General features: G+C 61.6%; 14 protein-coding genes. 7 read left to right on the top strand and 7 right to left on the bottom strand.

Annotation, left to right across the window (positions count from 1 at the left end; genetic code table 11):
- Positions 1-32: 32 nt before the first annotated feature.
- Positions 33-407: a tol-pal system YbgF family protein gene (locus tag AC0IYN_RS16555; RefSeq protein ID WP_100492212.1), complete on the bottom strand. Its 375-nt coding sequence runs from the start codon at positions 405-407 to the stop codon at positions 33-35.
- Between the two features lie 173 nt (positions 408-580).
- Between AC0IYN_RS16555 and pyk the strand changes: the two genes are divergently transcribed.
- Complete coding sequence (gene pyk, locus AC0IYN_RS16550) at positions 581-2,032, top strand: pyruvate kinase (protein ID WP_406598845.1); 1,452 nt, start codon at positions 581-583, stop codon at positions 2,030-2,032.
- 101 nt (positions 2,033-2,133) lie between these two features.
- Here the strand turns inward: pyk and AC0IYN_RS16545 are convergent, their stop codons facing one another.
- On the bottom strand, positions 2,134-2,883 hold the full coding sequence (locus AC0IYN_RS16545) for an enoyl-CoA hydratase-related protein (RefSeq protein ID WP_406598846.1): 750 nt from the start codon (positions 2,881-2,883) through the stop codon (positions 2,134-2,136).
- Positions 2,884-2,913: 30 nt separating this feature from the next.
- On the bottom strand, positions 2,914-3,846 hold the full coding sequence (locus tag AC0IYN_RS16540) for an iron-sulfur-binding ferredoxin reductase (RefSeq protein ID WP_471842335.1): 933 nt from the start codon (positions 3,844-3,846) through the stop codon (positions 2,914-2,916).
- 228 nt (positions 3,847-4,074) lie between these two features.
- On the opposite strand from AC0IYN_RS16540, the gene AC0IYN_RS16535 reads away from it, so the two are divergent.
- The 5 genes from AC0IYN_RS16535 (at position 4,075) to AC0IYN_RS16515 (ending at position 11,144) form a co-directional block, all read left to right on the top strand.
- Positions 4,075-5,598 (top strand): fumarate hydratase, encoded by a 1,524-nt coding sequence (locus AC0IYN_RS16535; RefSeq protein WP_027605509.1) that lies wholly within the window; start codon positions 4,075-4,077, stop codon positions 5,596-5,598.
- Between the two features lie 103 nt (positions 5,599-5,701).
- Positions 5,702-7,468, top strand: a complete 1,767-nt coding sequence (locus AC0IYN_RS16530) for an ATP-binding protein (RefSeq protein WP_406598851.1) — start codon at positions 5,702-5,704, stop codon at positions 7,466-7,468.
- A complete protein-coding gene (locus tag AC0IYN_RS16525; RefSeq protein WP_100492209.1) occupies positions 7,462-8,787 on the top strand; it encodes a sigma-54-dependent transcriptional regulator in 1,326 nt (441 codons plus the stop codon). Before AC0IYN_RS16530 ends, AC0IYN_RS16525 begins: the two co-directional genes overlap by 7 nt.
- Before the next feature lie 255 nt (positions 8,788-9,042).
- The gene (locus AC0IYN_RS16520) at positions 9,043-10,362 is read left to right on the top strand and encodes an MFS transporter (protein WP_406598848.1); all 1,320 of its coding nucleotides are present in this window, start codon (positions 9,043-9,045) and stop codon (positions 10,360-10,362) included.
- A gap of 149 nt (positions 10,363-10,511) precedes the next feature.
- Positions 10,512-11,144, top strand: a complete 633-nt coding sequence (locus tag AC0IYN_RS16515; protein WP_457268057.1) for a flavin reductase family protein — start codon at positions 10,512-10,514, stop codon at positions 11,142-11,144.
- A gap of 125 nt (positions 11,145-11,269) precedes the next feature.
- Here the strand turns inward: AC0IYN_RS16515 and AC0IYN_RS16510 are convergent, their stop codons facing one another.
- Together AC0IYN_RS16510 and AC0IYN_RS16505 are read right to left on the bottom strand one after the other, a co-directional pair.
- The gene (locus AC0IYN_RS16510; RefSeq protein ID WP_471842334.1) at positions 11,270-11,548 is read right to left on the bottom strand and encodes a hypothetical protein; all 279 of its coding nucleotides are present in this window, start codon (positions 11,546-11,548) and stop codon (positions 11,270-11,272) included.
- Positions 11,549-11,559: 11 nt separating this feature from the next.
- The gene (locus AC0IYN_RS16505; protein ID WP_065925866.1) at positions 11,560-11,901 is read right to left on the bottom strand and encodes an antibiotic biosynthesis monooxygenase family protein; all 342 of its coding nucleotides are present in this window, start codon (positions 11,899-11,901) and stop codon (positions 11,560-11,562) included.
- A 326-nt stretch (positions 11,902-12,227) separates the two neighbouring features.
- Here AC0IYN_RS16505 and AC0IYN_RS16500 point away from each other — a divergent pair, with 326 nt between their 5' ends.
- Positions 12,228-13,157: an AraC family transcriptional regulator gene (locus AC0IYN_RS16500; RefSeq protein ID WP_078050038.1), complete on the top strand. Its 930-nt coding sequence runs from the start codon at positions 12,228-12,230 to the stop codon at positions 13,155-13,157.
- A 93-nt stretch (positions 13,158-13,250) separates the two neighbouring features.
- Here AC0IYN_RS16500 and AC0IYN_RS16495 read toward each other — a convergent pair whose 3' ends face one another.
- Together AC0IYN_RS16495 and AC0IYN_RS16490 are read right to left on the bottom strand one after the other, a co-directional pair.
- A complete protein-coding gene (locus tag AC0IYN_RS16495; protein WP_457240352.1) occupies positions 13,251-14,720 on the bottom strand; it encodes an ATP-binding protein in 1,470 nt (489 codons plus the stop codon).
- Complete coding sequence (locus AC0IYN_RS16490) at positions 14,710-15,444, bottom strand: response regulator (protein ID WP_015885655.1); 735 nt, start codon at positions 15,442-15,444, stop codon at positions 14,710-14,712. Before AC0IYN_RS16490 ends, AC0IYN_RS16495 begins: the two co-directional genes overlap by 11 nt.
- Positions 15,445-15,489: the final 45 nt, after the last annotated feature.

Raw genomic sequence — 15,489 nt, 5'->3', positions numbered from 1 at the left:
GCAACGGGCCAGTTATGAGATGACGAATATCATCACAAAGACGCTGGACGCGGCTGAGCGATACTTGCACCGGGGTAATGCCCCAGTTGTTGCAGGGTGTCGAGCCTTGCGCGAGCACGGTAGGCGTACTCGCTCGACGGGTATTGATTGATGATGAATTGATAGGTCTGCACGGCGTCGACGAACAGCTTTTGCCGCTCCAGGCATTGCCCGCGCAACATCGACACCTCTGGTTGCACATACCGTCGGGTGCGGCTTTCACGGTCGACCTGGGATAACTCCAGCGTGACACGCTCACAGTCACCGACCTTGTAGGCGCGGTAGGCATTGTTCAAATGATGGTCCATCGACCAACGGGTGCAGCCGACAACACTGACGGCCAGGGCAGCAATGAGCAAAATTCGCATGAGGGTTCTCCTGTCTTGTGCAGTGTATCGACCCCTCGCCCAAAATCTTCAAGGATGTTCATATTCAGCCGCAGCGAAAACAAGTCAATCATCGATAAGTAGTGCAAACGAACAATGACTACAACGAAAGAGCATAGTAGCCTTCCTCAGCGCTTGAACTCAGGAGTCTGTGCATGTCCGTCCGTCGTACCAAAATCGTCGCCACCCTTGGCCCGGCCAGCAACTCGCCGGAAGTCCTCGAACAGCTGATTCTGGCTGGTTTGGACGTTGCCCGTCTGAACTTCTCCCACGGCACCCCGGACGAGCACAAGGCTCGCGCCAAGTTGGTGCGTGACCTGGCCGCCAAGCACGGCCGCTTCGTGGCACTGCTGGGTGACCTGCAAGGCCCGAAAATCCGTATCGCCAAATTCACCAACAAACGGATCGAGCTGAAGATCGGTGACACCTTCACCTTCTCCACCAGCCACCCGCTGACCGAAGGCAACCAGCAAGTCGTGGGTATCGACTACCCGGACCTGGTCAAGGACTGCGGCGTCGGTGACGAGCTGCTGCTGGACGATGGCCGCGTGGTCATGCGCGTCGACACCGCCACCGGCACCGAGCTGATCTGCACCGTGACCATCGGCGGCCCGCTGTCCGACCACAAAGGCATCAACCGCCGTGGTGGTGGCCTGACGGCTCCAGCCCTGACAGAAAAAGACAAGGCCGACATCAAGCTCGCCGCCGAAATGGAAGTGGACTACCTCGCCGTGTCCTTCCCACGTGATGCCGCCGACATGGAATACGCCCGTAAGCTGCGCGACGAGGCTGGCGGTACCGCCTGGCTGGTGGCGAAGATCGAACGTGCCGAAGCCGTGGCCGACGACGAAACCCTCGACGGCCTGATCAAGGCTTCCGATGCGGTCATGGTTGCCCGTGGCGACCTCGGCGTGGAAATCGGTGACGCCGAGCTGATCGGTATCCAGAAGAAGATCATCCTGCACGCACGCCGCCACAACAAAGCGGTGATCGTGGCGACCCAGATGATGGAGTCGATGATCCAGAACCCTATGCCGACCCGTGCCGAAGTGTCCGACGTGGCCAACGCCGTGCTCGACTACACCGACGCCGTGATGCTCTCGGCCGAAAGCGCCGCCGGCCCGTACCCGTTGGAAGCCGTGCAAGCCATGGCGCGTATCTGCCTCGGCGCTGAAAAGCACCCGACCAGCAAGACCTCCAGCCACCGCATCGGCAAAGAGTTCGAAAGCTGCGACCAGAGCATCGCGCTGGCCGCCATGTACACCGCGAACCACTTCCCGGGCGTTAAAGCGATCATCGCCTTGACCGAAAGTGGCTACACGCCGTTGATCATGTCGCGCATCCGTTCGTCGGTGCCGATCTACGCGTTCACCCCGCACCGCGAAGCCCAGGCTCGCGCGGCGCTGTTCCGTGGCGTGTACACCATTCCGTTCGACCCGGCTTCGCTGGCACCGAACGAAGTCAGCCAGAAGGCTATCGACGAGCTGGTCAAACGCGGCGTCGTAGAGCAAGGCGACTGGGTCATCCTCACCAAGGGCGACAGCTACCACACCACCGGTGGCACCAATGGCATGAAGATCCTGCACGTGGGCGACCCGCAGTACTGAGTAACACGTTGAAAAACAAAAGCCCCGCCCTGTGAATGGCGGGGCTTTTTGCATTTCAAGCATTCGTGCCGAACTCGATCAAGCCCGCTCCCACAGGTTGATCAGCGCCGAGCGATAAACTCCGACAACGCCGCAATCGCCTCAGGCGATCTCAAGCGCTGGGTAAACAGCGCCCCCTCCTCCTCGATCACCTGCCGCAACTGCTCACGATCAACACTTTTCATCAATTGCTTGGTCACCTGCACTGCCCCCGGCGCCAGGGTTTCGAAACGCTCGGCCACTTCCCGTGCCTTGGCCAAGGCCGCCTCGCCGCTGCCCAACGCCTCGGTGGCAATGCCCCACGCCGCCGCCTGCTCACCCGTAAACCCTTCACCCAACAGCAACAATTCAGCCGCTTTCGCATGCCCCAGCAATCTCGGCAGGATCAGGCTCGACCCAAACTCCGGGCACAGCCCCAGGTTGACGAACGGCATGCGCAACCGCGCATCGCGGCTGATGTACACCAGGTCGCAATGCAGCAACAGGGTCGTACCAATGCCCACCGCTGCGCCCGCCACCGCAGCAATCACCGGCTTGCGGCAGTTGAGCAGGCTTTTCATGAAGTAAAACGGGGGGCTGTCGAGATCGCTGGGCGGCTGTTCGAGAAAGTCGCCAATGTCGTTGCCGGCGGTGAAACAGTCACTGCTGCCCTGGATCAGCACGCAGCGCAGGTCTGTGTCCGCGTCCGCCTGCTCCAGTGCCTCGGCCAGTTGCGTGTACATGGCGCGGGTCAGGGCGTTTTTCTTGTCGGGGCGATTGAGCTGCAAGGTCAGCAACCCGCGTTCGCGGTGTTGCAGGATGGCATCGGTCATGGCGAATCTCGCGGCTGTAGAGTTCAGCGCTCAACCACGGGGCAGGAACACATCGGCCAGCAGTTGATTACGCGGCAGTCCCGCCAGGAACAGACGCTTGGAAAACGCCTCGACACTGACAGGGTGCCCGCAGAGTAAAGCCAGAGTTTGCCGCGAAACAAGCCGCAGTTGCGCCAATGCCTGGGCCGCCTGCGCCGCCGTCCACAGCTCCACCGTCACGTTGGGATGCTGTGCAGCCAGCTGCGCCAGGGGTTCGGCCAGGTAATGCCCCTCAGCATCATGAGCCAGGTGAATCACGCGGATGTCGCCCTGATGATCCTGGCGCAAGGCCTCACGCAACACGCCCCAAAGAGGGCCAAGGCCGGTGCCGGACGCCAGCAGCCACAGCGATCGGCTTTGCCAGTCAGGATCGTATTGCAGCGCGCCGCCGCGCAGTTCGCCCAGCCGCAAACGGTCGCCCAGCTGCAACTGGCGGGCAAGATCACTGAATTCGCCAGGCAGTCGGCAATCGAGGTGAAACTCCAGGAATGGGTCATCCTGGGGCAAGCTCGCCATGGAATAGGGCCGCGCCACTTGTCCCGCCCACAACACCAGATGCTGCCCAGCCCGGTAGCGTAGGCCTTGCTCGGGTTGCAGGCGCAGGCGCAACACGCTCGGGCTCAACCAATCGATACCCACCACCTGGGCCGGCAACCCATCACGCGTAGGATCAAAGGTTTCGACGCGCAGGTCCCCGCTCACCTGGCACTGGCACGCCAAGCGCCAGCCGTCCTGACGTTGCGCCGGGCTCAAGGCCTCGGGCTGCTTGTCCTCGACCTCCCCCTGGCATCGCACCAGGCACGCATGGCAACTGCCGGCGCGGCAACTGTAGGGCACGGCCACACCCGCCTGGTTCAAGGCATCCAGCAGGTTGCTGCCGGCCGGTACCGACCAATGGCGTTCGCCGACGTACAGTTCAGGCATATAAGGACTCATCACAAGGGGCGTGCACAGGGAATCATGCCTGCGACAGTTTGACCATAGTCGGGTGTATCGGCCACCGCGCCGGGTTATACTGCCGCGCCTTTTTAGCGTCGCGCCAACAATACTTGCTCTTCTTGGCGACGCGCCTTGGAAAGGTGGGCTCAGCCGACCGATGCACTTCACTGAGCCCACCTTTATTGAATGTTCCCTTGTAGAGGAGCGCGACTCATGACCGTGATCAAGCAAGACGACCTGATTCAGAGCGTTGCCGACGCCCTGCAATTCATTTCCTATTACCACCCCGTTGATTTCATCCAGGCTATGCACGAAGCCTACCTGCGCGAAGAATCGCCAGCGGCCCGTGACTCCATCGCCCAGATCCTGATCAACTCGCGCATGTGCGCCACCGGCCATCGCCCGATCTGCCAGGACACCGGTATCGTCACCGTGTTCGTGCGCGTGGGCATGGACGTACGTTGGGATGGCGCCACCATGGGCCTGGACGACATGATCAACGAAGGCGTGCGTCGCGCCTACAACCTGCCAGAAAACGTCCTGCGTGCCTCAATCCTGGCCGACCCGGCAGGCGCGCGCAAGAACACCAAGGACAACACCCCAGCGGTGATCCACTACTCCATCGTCCCGGGTAACACCGTGGAAGTGGACGTGGCAGCCAAGGGCGGCGGCTCCGAGAACAAGTCGAAAATGGCCATGCTCAACCCGTCCGACTCGATCGTCGACTGGGTGCTCAAGACCGTTCCGACCATGGGCGCCGGCTGGTGCCCACCGGGCATGCTCGGCATCGGCATCGGCGGCACCGCCGAGAAAGCCGCGGTGATGGCCAAGGAAGTGTTGATGGAGTCCATCGACATCCACGAGCTGAAGAAGCGCGGCCCGCAGAACCGTATCGAAGAGATGCGCCTGGAGCTGTTCGAGAAGGTCAACCAACTGGGCATCGGCGCCCAGGGCCTGGGTGGCCTGACTACCGTGCTCGACGTGAAGATCATGGACTACCCGACCCACGCCGCCTCCCTGCCGGTGTGCATGATCCCCAACTGCGCCGCCACCCGTCACGCGCACTTTGTGCTCGACGGCTCGGGCCCGGCGTCGCTGGAAGCGCCACCGCTGGACGCCTACCCGGAAATCGTCTGGGAAGCCGGCCCATCGGCCCGCCGTGTCAACCTCGACACCCTCACCCCGGAAGAAGTGCAGAGCTGGAAGCCGGGCGAAACCGTGCTGCTCAATGGCAAGATGCTCACCGGCCGCGACGCTGCGCACAAGCGCATGGTCGAGATGCTGAACAAGGGCGAAAGCCTGCCAGTGGACCTCAAGGGCCGCTTCATCTACTACGTCGGCCCGGTTGATCCGGTGCGCGAAGAAGTGGTTGGCCCAGCCGGTCCGACCACCGCGACGCGGATGGACAAATTTACCCGTCAGATCCTCGAGCAAACCGGCCTGCTGGGCATGATCGGCAAATCCGAGCGCGGCCCAACCGCTATCGAAGCGATCAAGGACCACAAAGCCGTGTACCTGATGGCCGTGGGCGGCGCCGCTTACCTGGTGGCGCAAGCCATCAAGAAATCGCGGGTTGTTGCCTTCGCCGAACTGGGCATGGAAGCGATCTACGAGTTCGACGTGAAAGACATGCCGGTGACCGTTGCAGTCGATAGCAAGGGCGAATCCGTGCACATCACCGGTCCTGCCATCTGGCAGAAAAAGATCAGTGAAAGCCTGGCGGTAGAAGTGCAGTAAGCGCTTCCCCTGCAAACATAAAGGCGACTGTGGCCATGGCCCAGTCGCCTTTTTTATGGCACATGGTATGGTGCACTCCCTTACCGTGCCTGCCCATCACCGTATGATCGTCATCCCTCGCCCACTGCGCCTGACCTTCTATTCCCTGCTGATCATCGCTGGCGCGCTACTGGCCGCGGCCTTGGCCACGCGCCATGCCGAACGCCAGGCCCTGGTAGACGATGCTGCCCGCGCCAATCAGCAGCTCACGCTGTATGGCAACTCCCTGCACACCCTGATCGAACGTTACCGCGCCCTGCCCGCCGTGCTGGCCTTGGACTCGGAAATGATCAATGCCTTGAAGGGCCCGCTGGACGCAACCACCCAGGACCTGCTCAACCGCAAGCTGGAACGCATCAACGGCGCCGCGCAATCCTCCACCCTGGAACTGATGGACCGCACCGGCCTGGCCGTGGCCGCCAGCAATTGGAACCTGCCGAGCAGTTATGTGGGACATAACTACGCGTTCCGGCCCTACTTCAGCCAGACCTTGAGCCAGGGCACCGGGCGGTTTTATGCAGTGGGTGTGACCACCGGCATCCCCGGTTACTTCCTTTCGAGCGCAGTGCTGGATGAACGCGAACAGTTCCTCGGCGCCATGGTCGTCAAGCTGGAGTTCCCCGAGCTTGAGCGCGAGTGGGCCCAGGGCAATGACCTGCTGCTGGTCAGCGATGCACGTGGCATCGTGTTTATCGCCAATCAACCGGGTTGGCGTTATCGCAACCTGCGGCCGTTGTCGGCCAGCGACCTCGCCGAATTGAAGGCCACGCGCCAATACGACAAAAAACAACTGCAACCGCTGGAGACTAAGGTCCTACGGCGTTTTGACGAAAACAGTCACCTGATGCGCGTCAACGGCCCCGATGGCAGCGCCAACTACATCTGGGAATCCCTGCCACTCAAAGCCGAAGGCTGGACCCTGCACCTGCTGCGCAAGCCGCAATTCGCCTTTGAGGATCAGCGCAACGCTGGCCTGGCCGCCGCCGGATCCTGGCTGGCGCTGGTGTTCCTGGTGCTGTTCCTGACCCAACGCTGGCGCCTGGCCCGCTTGCGCCAGCGCAGTCGCGAAGAACTCGAACAACTGGTGGAAGAACGCACCCAGGCGCTGCGCACCGCCCAGGATGGCCTGGTGCAATCGGCCAAGCTGGCAGCGCTGGGGCAGATGTCTGCGGCCCTCGCCCACGAAATCAATCAGCCACTCACTGCCCAGCGCATGCAGCTGGCCACGCTGCGCCTGCTGCTGGATCACGGTCGCGTCGACGACGCTTACCAGGCGCTCACGCCACTGGACGACATGCTCACGCGCATGGCCGCACTCACCGGCCACCTCAAGACCTTCGCGCGCAAGAGCCCGAGTGGCCTGCGTGAACGCCTGGACCTGGCCACGGTGGTCGATCAATCCTTGCACCTGCTCGACGCGCGCTTGCGTGATGAAGCCATCGGCGTGGTGCTCGACCTGACCCGCCCTGCCTGGGTGCGCGGTGATGCAATCCGCCTGGAGCAGGTGTTGATCAACCTGCTGCGCAATGCGCTGGACGCCATGGCCGACAAGCCGCGCAAACGCCTGGAAATCCGCCTGCATGCCGATCAACAGCTGTGGCAACTCACCGTCAGCGACAGCGGCGGCGGGATTGCCGAGGAGCATTTGAATAGCGTGTTCGACCCGTTCTTCACCACCAAGCCCGTGGGCGACGGGCTCGGCTTGGGGCTGGCGGTGTCGTACGCTATCGTGCACGAATTGGGCGGACGCCTGATCGCCGGCAACCGTGGCGACGGCGCGGTGTTTAGCCTGACCCTGCCTATCGCGCTGGAGACGCCCGACCTATGTTGAACGCGGTGATTGTGGTCGATGACGAAGCCAGCATTCGTACGGCTGTCGAACAATGGTTGAGCTTGTCCGGGTTTGAGGTGCAGTTGTTCAGCCGCGCCGAGGCGTGCCTGGCGCAACTGCCCAAGGATTTTCCCGGGGTCATCTTGAGCGATGTGCGCATGCCCGGTCTCAGCGGCCTGGAGCTGTTGGCCGAAGTGCAGCGCCGCGATGCTGATTTGCCGGTGATCCTGCTCACCGGCCATGGCGATGTGCCGATGGCCGTCGAAGCCATGCGCGACGGTGCCTATGATTTCCTGGAAAAACCCTTCAGCCCCGACGCCCTGCTCAACAGCTTGCGCCGTGCCCTGGACAAGCGTGGCTTGATCCTCGAAAACCGCCGCCTGCATCAGCAGGCCGACCATCGGGCACAGCTGGAATCGACGCTGTTGGGCGTGTCCCGGGGTTTGCACACCTTGCGCCGCCAGGTGCTGGACCTGGCGAGCCTGCCGGTCAACGTGCTGATCCGTGGAGAGACCGGCAGCGGCAAGGAGCTCGTCGCCCGCTGCCTGCATGATTTCGGCCCGCGGGCGAAGAAGCCTTTTGTGGCGCTCAACTGTGCTGCGATCCCCGAGCAACTGTTTGAGGCCGAGCTGTTCGGCCATGAAAGCGGCGCGTTCACCGGCGCCCAGGGCAAGCGCATCGGTAAACTGGAATACGCCCACGGTGGCACGCTGTTCCTGGACGAAATCGAAAGCATGCCCCTGGCCCAGCAAGTGAAATTGCTGCGCGTGCTGCAGGAACAGAAACTGGAGCGGCTGGGCTCCAACCAAAGTATCCACGTGGACCTGCGCATCATCGCCGCCACCAAGCCGGACCTGCTGGAAGAGGCCCGCGCCGGGCGTTTTCGCGAAGACCTGGCCTATCGCTTGAACGTCGCGCAACTGCGCCTGCCGCCCTTGCGTGACCGTCGCGAAGATATCCCCCTGCTGTTCGACCATTTTGCTCAGAGTGCTGCCGAACGCCTGGGCCGCAGCGTTGAGCCCCTGAGCGGCGCGCAACTGGGGCGCCTGCTCAGCCATGACTGGCCAGGCAACGTGCGTGAACTGGCCAACGTCGCCGAACGCCAGGTGCTGGGACTTGGCGAACCGGAACCGGAAGGCATCGAGGCCGGGCAGTCCCTGGCGGCGCAGCAGGAGGCCTTCGAGGCTCACTGCCTGAAAGCGGCGTTGACCCGGCACAAGGGCGATATCAAGGCCGTATTGGCCGAGCTGCAACTGCCACGCCGTACCTTCAATGAAAAGATGCAGCGCCATGGGCTCGTGCGGGAGACCTTCCTGTAGGACCCGGCTTGCCAGCGATGGCGTACTTGAGGACGCCATCGCTGGCAAGCCAGCTCCTACAATGGGCAGTGCGCGCCCGCGCCAATAAGCGGATTTCCGCTCACCCATCGAAAATCATCAGCGGCTTTCCGCTCAAAAAAATCCTCTAACCCCTCTAGACCGGGCCTTCATCCACCTGGCACAGCTCCTGCTATAGCCCCAGCCAGGCAGTGCTCAAGCACGCTCCATAAAAACAACTAGATGAAGGATCCTTCAATGGATAACTCCAACACCTTGCCTCTGGGGTCGGCGGCCGCGCCGGCGAAAGAACGCACCACCTCCAGCCGTATCAAATCGATTTTCAGTGGTTCCGTCGGCAACATGGTCGAGTGGTACGACTGGTACGTCTACGCCGCCTTCTCGTTGTACTTCGCAAAAACCTTCTTCCCGAAAGGCGACACCACCGCCCAACTGCTCAACACCGCCGCGATCTTTGCCGTCGGCTTCCTGATGCGCCCGATCGGTGGCTGGCTGATGGGCCTGTACGCTGACAAAGTCGGGCGTAAAAAGGCCTTGATGGCCTCCGTCTACCTGATGTGCTTCGGCTCGTTGCTGATCGCCCTGAGCCCTGGCTATGAAGCCATTGGTATCGGCGCACCGGTCTTGCTGGTATTTGCCCGTTTGCTGCAGGGCCTGTCGGTCGGCGGTGAATATGGCACCTCCGCCACCTACCTCAGTGAGATGGCAACCAAGGAACGCCGTGGTTTCTATTCCAGCTTCCAATACGTAACCCTGATCTCTGGCCAGCTCATCGCCCTGGGCGTATTGATCGTGCTGCAACAATTGCTCACCACCGAGCAGCTGTATGCCTGGGGCTGGCGTATCCCGTTTGCCATCGGTGCCCTGTGCGCAGTGGTTGCGCTGTACCTGCGTCGCGGCATGGAAGAAACCGAGTCGTTCACCAAGAAGGAAAAAGCCAAGGAAAGCGCGATGCGCACCTTGATGCGCCATCCCAAGGAACTGCTGACCGTGGTCGGCCTGACCATGGGCGGTACGCTGGCGTTCTACACCTACACCACCTACATGCAGAAATACCTGGTGAACACCGTCGGCATGAGCATTTCCGACTCCACCACCATCTCGGCGGCGACGCTGTTCCTGTTCATGTGCCTGCAACCGATCATCGGTGGGCTGTCGGATAAAGTCGGTCGTCGGCCGATCCTGATCGCCTTCGGCATCCTCGGCACCCTGTTCACCGTGCCGATCCTCACCACCCTGCACACCATCCAGAGCTGGTGGGGCGCGTTCTTCCTGATCATGGCGGCGCTGATCATCGTCAGCGGCTACACCTCGATCAACGCCGTGGTGAAAGCCGAACTGTTCCCGACCGAAATCCGCGCCCTGGGCGTGGGCCTGCCGTATGCCCTGACCGTCTCGATCTTTGGCGGTACTGCTGAATACATCGCGCTATGGTTCAAGAGCATCGGCATGGAAACCGGCTACTACTGGTATGTGACGGCGTGTATTGCGGTGTCGCTGGTGGTCTACGTGACCATGAAGGACACGCGCAAGCACTCGCGGATCACCACCGACTAACCGTTGAACGCAGTTCAAAATGTGGGAGCGGGCTTGCCCGCGAAAGCGGTGTGTCAGTCAACGATTGTAGAGACTGAACCACCGTATTCGCGGGCAAGCCCGCTCCCACATTGGGTATGATGCTGGTCCCGAAACCGAGAGCAAAGGCCATGTCCGACGATATCCATTTCTACGAACCCGCCAACGGCCACGGCCTGCCGCATGACCCGTTCAATGCCATTGTCGGGCCGCGTCCGATCGGCTGGATTTCGTCCCACGACAGCGAAGGCCGCCTGAACCTGGCGCCCTACAGTTTCTTTAATGCGTTCAACTACATTCCGCCGATCATTGGGTTTTCCAGTGTCGGGCGCAAAGACAGCCTGAACAACATCGAACAGACCGGCGAGTTTGTCTGGAACCTGGCCACCCGCCCGCTGGCCGAGCAGATGAACCAGAGTTGCGCCGCCGTTTCCCCCGAGGTCAACGAGTTCGAGCTGTCCGGCCTGACGCCGGTGGCGTCGAAGATCGTTGGCGTACCACGGGTGGGCGAGAGCCCGGTGTCGTTCGAGTGCAAGGTCACGCAGATCATCCAGCTTCAGCGCGCCGACACGGCATTGGTGCCTAGCTGGCTGGTGTTGGGCGAGGTGGTCGCGGTGCACATTGCCAAGTGGCTGCTCAAGGATGGGGTCTACGACACTGCCGCCGCCGAGCCGATCCTGCGCGGTGGCGGCCCGGCGGATTACTTCCAACTGGGCCCCGAAGCCCTGTTCAAGATGTATCGCCCAGGTGCAACACCACGCTAACTGAAAGGCAATAAACCTGTGGGAGCGGGCTTGCTCGCGAAAGCGGTGGATCAGTCACAGCCGTATCGACTGACACGCCGCATTCGCGAGCAAGCCCGCTCCCACATTTGAATCAGCAGCGTTCTTTAGTTGGCAGCAGTGGCCCAAGAAAGTTGACCGTCTTCATCCACATCGACCAAGCAATCAAGCTGCAGGGTCGCCGCATCGTCGGCATCGGAGGCGGTCTTGAACTTTTGTCCATCAAGGATCTTGTGAAACTGCGGTGCGCCCATGCCATCCAGTGCCTTGACGGCGACGGCGGCGCTGTAGCCACCCTCCCCCGGCACTACCGCGGAAACGGCTTCGTGGTGGGCAAATTGTTTACGTGCCATGTTGCAGGTCCTGGCCAATGGAAAGTCGGCCATTCTAAACCTGATCAGCCGGCGAGTTGCAGGTACTCGCCGTAGGCATTGGCGGCGGATGCGTCGGTGAAGGTCTGGAAGTCCATGCTGCGCACGACCATGTCGTTCAACAACTCGGTGAAGATCATCAGCGCTGGAGAGTTGAAGTAGGCGCTCATCGCCTGCTCGCTGCTCCAGAAGCCGGAGATCAACCAGACATCGGGATCGACCTGGGAATGCTGCAACGAGAATTGCAGGCAACCCTGAGCCTGACGGCCCGGTTCGATCAAACTGCTCAAGCGTGCACCGAGTTCGGTGCTGCACCCGGTGCGGGCGCGGATAAAGGCCATATGGCTCGCGGGAATGGGGGTGGACATGTTCGACTCTCCCGTTGAGAAGTGATGCTCGGCAAGCACTGTGAGGGCGTGTTGCCACAGGATCAAAGATAACGGCGCGGGTATGGACGCGGTTAGTCGATTCCTGCCGGCTTATTGCACAATCCTGCGAATAGCGTAGACAGGACGTTCGGCCACCGGTTTTATTCCACCGGCAAACGCCTTGTTTCACGGAGATGACAGGCCCGGTGCTTGCCTGATTCACGATGTGTCGCAGGATCAGGCAAGGATTGTGCAGAATCGACATAACACTCTCTAACCGCCACCGCTAAGCTGAGCCCATCAAAAAAGTGTGTAGAGGACGCCCCATGCCGTCGCCCGAAACCAAGTCCATTCCCCTCGATGCCGAAATGGAAAAGCAACGCGCGGAGCTTGCCGGCATCGTGCATCGCCATACCTGGGAAGACGGTTCCTATGGCACGGCGATCACGACCTTGTACCTGAACCGCCACAACACACCGCGCGATTTCATGCCGGTACTGGTCGAGCCAGCCCTGTGCATTCTTGCCAGCGGCAGCAAGGAAGTGCGCCTGGCGGATGAAATCTTCGCCTACGACCCACTCAACTACTTGGTGTTCTCGGTCGCCATGCCGGTGGCCGGCCGGATCATCGAGGCCACGCCGGAGGACCCGAACCTGTCGGTGCGCATCAATATCGACCCGGCGCAACTGACGGCCTTGATCGCCGAGGCAGGCCCAATGGGCGTGCCGTCACGACCGACGTCACGTGGCATGTACGTCGACCGCATCGACAACCAATTGCTCGACGCGGTGCTGCGCCTGGCGCGCCTGCTCGATACGCCCAAAGACATCGCCATGCTCGCGCCCCTGATCAACCGCGAAATTCTTTATCGCCTGTTGCGCGGCCCGCAGGGTTATCGGCTATACGAAATTGCCGTGGCCAACAGTCAGAGCCACCGCGTCAGCCAGGCGATCAAGTGGCTCAATGGCAACTACGAACAACCGCTGCGCATCGATGACCTGGCCAAGGAAGTCAACCTCAGCGTCTCGACCCTGCACCACCGTTTCAAGGCGATCACCGCCATGAGCCCGCTGCAATACCAGAAGCAACTGCGCCTGCAGGAAGCGCGGCGATTGATGATTGCCGAAGGGCTGGAAGCGTCGGCGGCCGGGTATCGGGTGGGGTATGAAAGCCCGTCGCAGTTCAGTCGGGAATACAGCCGGTTGTTCGGCGCGCCGCCGCTGAGAGACCTGGCCCGATTGCGCCAAAGCATCTGACCACCGCCTAACTTGTAGGAGCCCGGCTTGCCGGCGATGGCGCCCTTGAGATCGCCATCGCCGGCAAGCCGGGCTCCTACAAGGGAGTCGTGATTAATCCAGGGTTCGAGGTAGTTGCAAGGTGACTCGCAAACCACCCTCGCGCAAATTCTGCAAACTCACTTCACCGCCATGGCTATGGGCAATGTTGCGCGCAATCCCCAATCCCAGGCCGTAGCCCTGTTGCTGCCCGGCCAGGCGGAAGTGCGGTTCGAACACCTGCTCAAGACGCTGCTCCGGCACACCGGGGCCTTCGTCATCCACATGCAGGATGAACTGCGCGCCATCATCTTCGATATGTAAATGCGCGTTCTGCCCATACTTCAAGGCGTTGTCGATCAGGTTGCCGATGCAACGCTTGAGCGCCAGCGGTTTGCCCGGGTAAGCCGCCAGCGCCGCGCCATCGAGGGTCACGCGGCCATTGCCGTTGGGCGCCAGGTAAGGTTCCACCAGGCATTCGAGTACGTGGTTGAGATCCACAGGCTGGATGTTCTCGTGGATGTCGGTGTCTTTCACGCATTGCAGCGCACCTTTGACCAGCAACTCCAACTCATCCAGGTCACGGCCGAATTTGGCTTGCAGGTTCTCGTCTTCCAGCAATTCCACACGCAGGCGCAGACGGGTGATGGGCGTGCGCAAGTCGTGGGAAATCGCGCTGAACAACTGGCTGCGTTCGGTCAGGTAACGGCTGATGCGTTCGCGCATCGCATTAAAGGCGCGGCCCACTTCCACCACTTCACTGCCACCGCCTTCGGCCACCGGTTCTACATCGGCGCCCAGGGACATATCCCGCGCCGCCCGCGCCAGGCGCTTGAGCGGCCGGCTCTGCCAGTGCACCAGCAAACCGATGAACAGCAGCAGGAAACCGCTGGTGAGCACGATGAACCACACTTGCTGGGATGGCAGGCCCTGCTCTTCAAGACTGGTATAGGGCTCGGGCAACAGCGAGGCGATGTACAGCCATTCGCCGGGGGCAAGCTGGATCTGGGTGACCAATACCGGTGGGTTCACCGGTTCCAGGGTCAACGCATAATGGGCCCAAGAGCGTGGCAGCTCATCGAGTTTGAGCCCGGCATTGAAGATCCGCAGGTCTTCGGCGCTGACGAACTCCACCGAGATGTGCACGTCGGCACCCAGGGTCTGGCGCAGCACTTCGTCCACCGCGACCAGTACCGCCTGTTTGCGTGGCGTTTCAGGTAATACCTGCATGTCCAGCGGGCGATCATTGAGGGTCACGACAAACCGGGTGCCGCCCATGCTGCGCAATTGGTCCAGCACCAACGGCCGATAGGCCACCGGCAATGAACGGAAATAACTCACGCTGGCCGTCATCGAATGCGCCAGGCTACGGGCGCTGGTGACCAGGCCTTCGAGCTGGGTGGCGCGCAACTGCGACACCCAGATCACGCTGGACAGCGCCTGGGCAAACAACACGGCCAGCAGCGTCAGCATCAGCATGCGTCCCAGCAACGAGCGCGGCACCGGAAAGCGACGGCGGTGCTCGGTCAGGTGTTCAGTGGGCATTGCCGGCAACCACGCTGGCTGCCAGTTGATAACCACTGCCGCGCACCGTGCGGATCAGCCGAGGGGGCTTTTCGGTATCGCGCAGGCGTTGGCGCAGGCGGCTGACGGCCATGTCGACGATACGGTCCAGCGGCATCAGGTCGCGACCACGGGTAGCATTGCCGATAGTGTCGCGGTCGAGGATCTGTTGCGGGTGGTCGAGAAATAATTTGAGCAGGGCAAAATCGGCGCCGGAGAGGATCACTTCTTCGCCGTCTACATGGAACAGCCGGTGGCTGATCATATCCAGGCGCCATTCATCGAACACCAACACGTCGCCCCCACTGCTGCGTTCCTGGCCAAACTGGCAGCGACGCAACAGGGCCTTGATCCGCGCCTGCAACTCGCGGGGGCTGAACGGCTTGCCGATGTAGTCGTCGGCGCCCAGTTCCAAGCCAATCACGCGGTCGGCCTCGTCGGAACTGGCAGTGAGCATGATGATCGGCACCTGCGCCTGGCGCGGGTGTTGGCGGATCCAGCGGCAAAGGCTGAAACCGTCTTCGTCCGGCAACATCACATCGAGGATGACAAGGTCGCACGGCGCCTCGTTCATCGCCTGGCGGAACCCCGCGCCATCCGGCACGCCACGTACCTGGAAACCGGCGCGACTGAGGTAGGTCTGCAGCAATTCGCGGATTTCCTGGTCGTCGTCGACGAGGAGAATCGATTTACTGATTACGCTCACGGGGTCCTCCTTGTTGTTATGGCCAAGCTTAAGTCATTTGTTGCC

The sequence above is a fragment of the Pseudomonas sp. AC112 genome (assembly GCF_979253545.1).
Note: the sequence above shows the minus strand (reverse complement) of the source record. Positions and strands in the feature narration are given on the sequence as shown.

What these genes read in the sequence shown, in the direction of transcription:
- AC0IYN_RS16555 (WP_100492212.1), bottom strand. Translation starts at nt 407, where the DNA reads ATGCGAATTTTGCTCATTGCTGCCCTGGCCGTCAGTGTTGTCGGCTGC.
- AC0IYN_RS16505 (WP_065925866.1), bottom strand. Translation starts at nt 11,901, where the DNA reads ATGTCCACCCCCATTCCCGCGAGCCATATGGCCTTTATCCGCGCCCGC.
- AC0IYN_RS16520 (WP_406598848.1), top strand. Translation starts at nt 9,043, where the DNA reads ATGGATAACTCCAACACCTTGCCTCTGGGGTCGGCGGCCGCGCCGGCG.
- AC0IYN_RS16495 (WP_457240352.1), bottom strand. Translation starts at nt 14,720, where the DNA reads ATGCCCACTGAACACCTGACCGAGCACCGCCGTCGCTTTCCGGTGCCG.
- pyk (WP_406598845.1), top strand. Translation starts at nt 581, where the DNA reads ATGTCCGTCCGTCGTACCAAAATCGTCGCCACCCTTGGCCCGGCCAGC.
- AC0IYN_RS16545 (WP_406598846.1), bottom strand. Translation starts at nt 2,883, where the DNA reads ATGACCGATGCCATCCTGCAACACCGCGAACGCGGGTTGCTGACCTTG.
- AC0IYN_RS16530 (WP_406598851.1), top strand. Translation starts at nt 5,702, where the DNA reads ATGATCGTCATCCCTCGCCCACTGCGCCTGACCTTCTATTCCCTGCTG.
- AC0IYN_RS16515 (WP_457268057.1), top strand. Translation starts at nt 10,512, where the DNA reads ATGTCCGACGATATCCATTTCTACGAACCCGCCAACGGCCACGGCCTG.
- AC0IYN_RS16500 (WP_078050038.1), top strand. Translation starts at nt 12,228, where the DNA reads ATGCCGTCGCCCGAAACCAAGTCCATTCCCCTCGATGCCGAAATGGAA.
- AC0IYN_RS16540 (WP_471842335.1), bottom strand. Translation starts at nt 3,846, where the DNA reads ATGCCTGAACTGTACGTCGGCGAACGCCATTGGTCGGTACCGGCCGGC.
- AC0IYN_RS16510 (WP_471842334.1), bottom strand. Translation starts at nt 11,548, where the DNA reads ATGGCCGACTTTCCATTGGCCAGGACCTGCAACATGGCACGTAAACAA.
- AC0IYN_RS16535 (WP_027605509.1), top strand. Translation starts at nt 4,075, where the DNA reads ATGACCGTGATCAAGCAAGACGACCTGATTCAGAGCGTTGCCGACGCC.
- AC0IYN_RS16525 (WP_100492209.1), top strand. Translation starts at nt 7,462, where the DNA reads ATGTTGAACGCGGTGATTGTGGTCGATGACGAAGCCAGCATTCGTACG.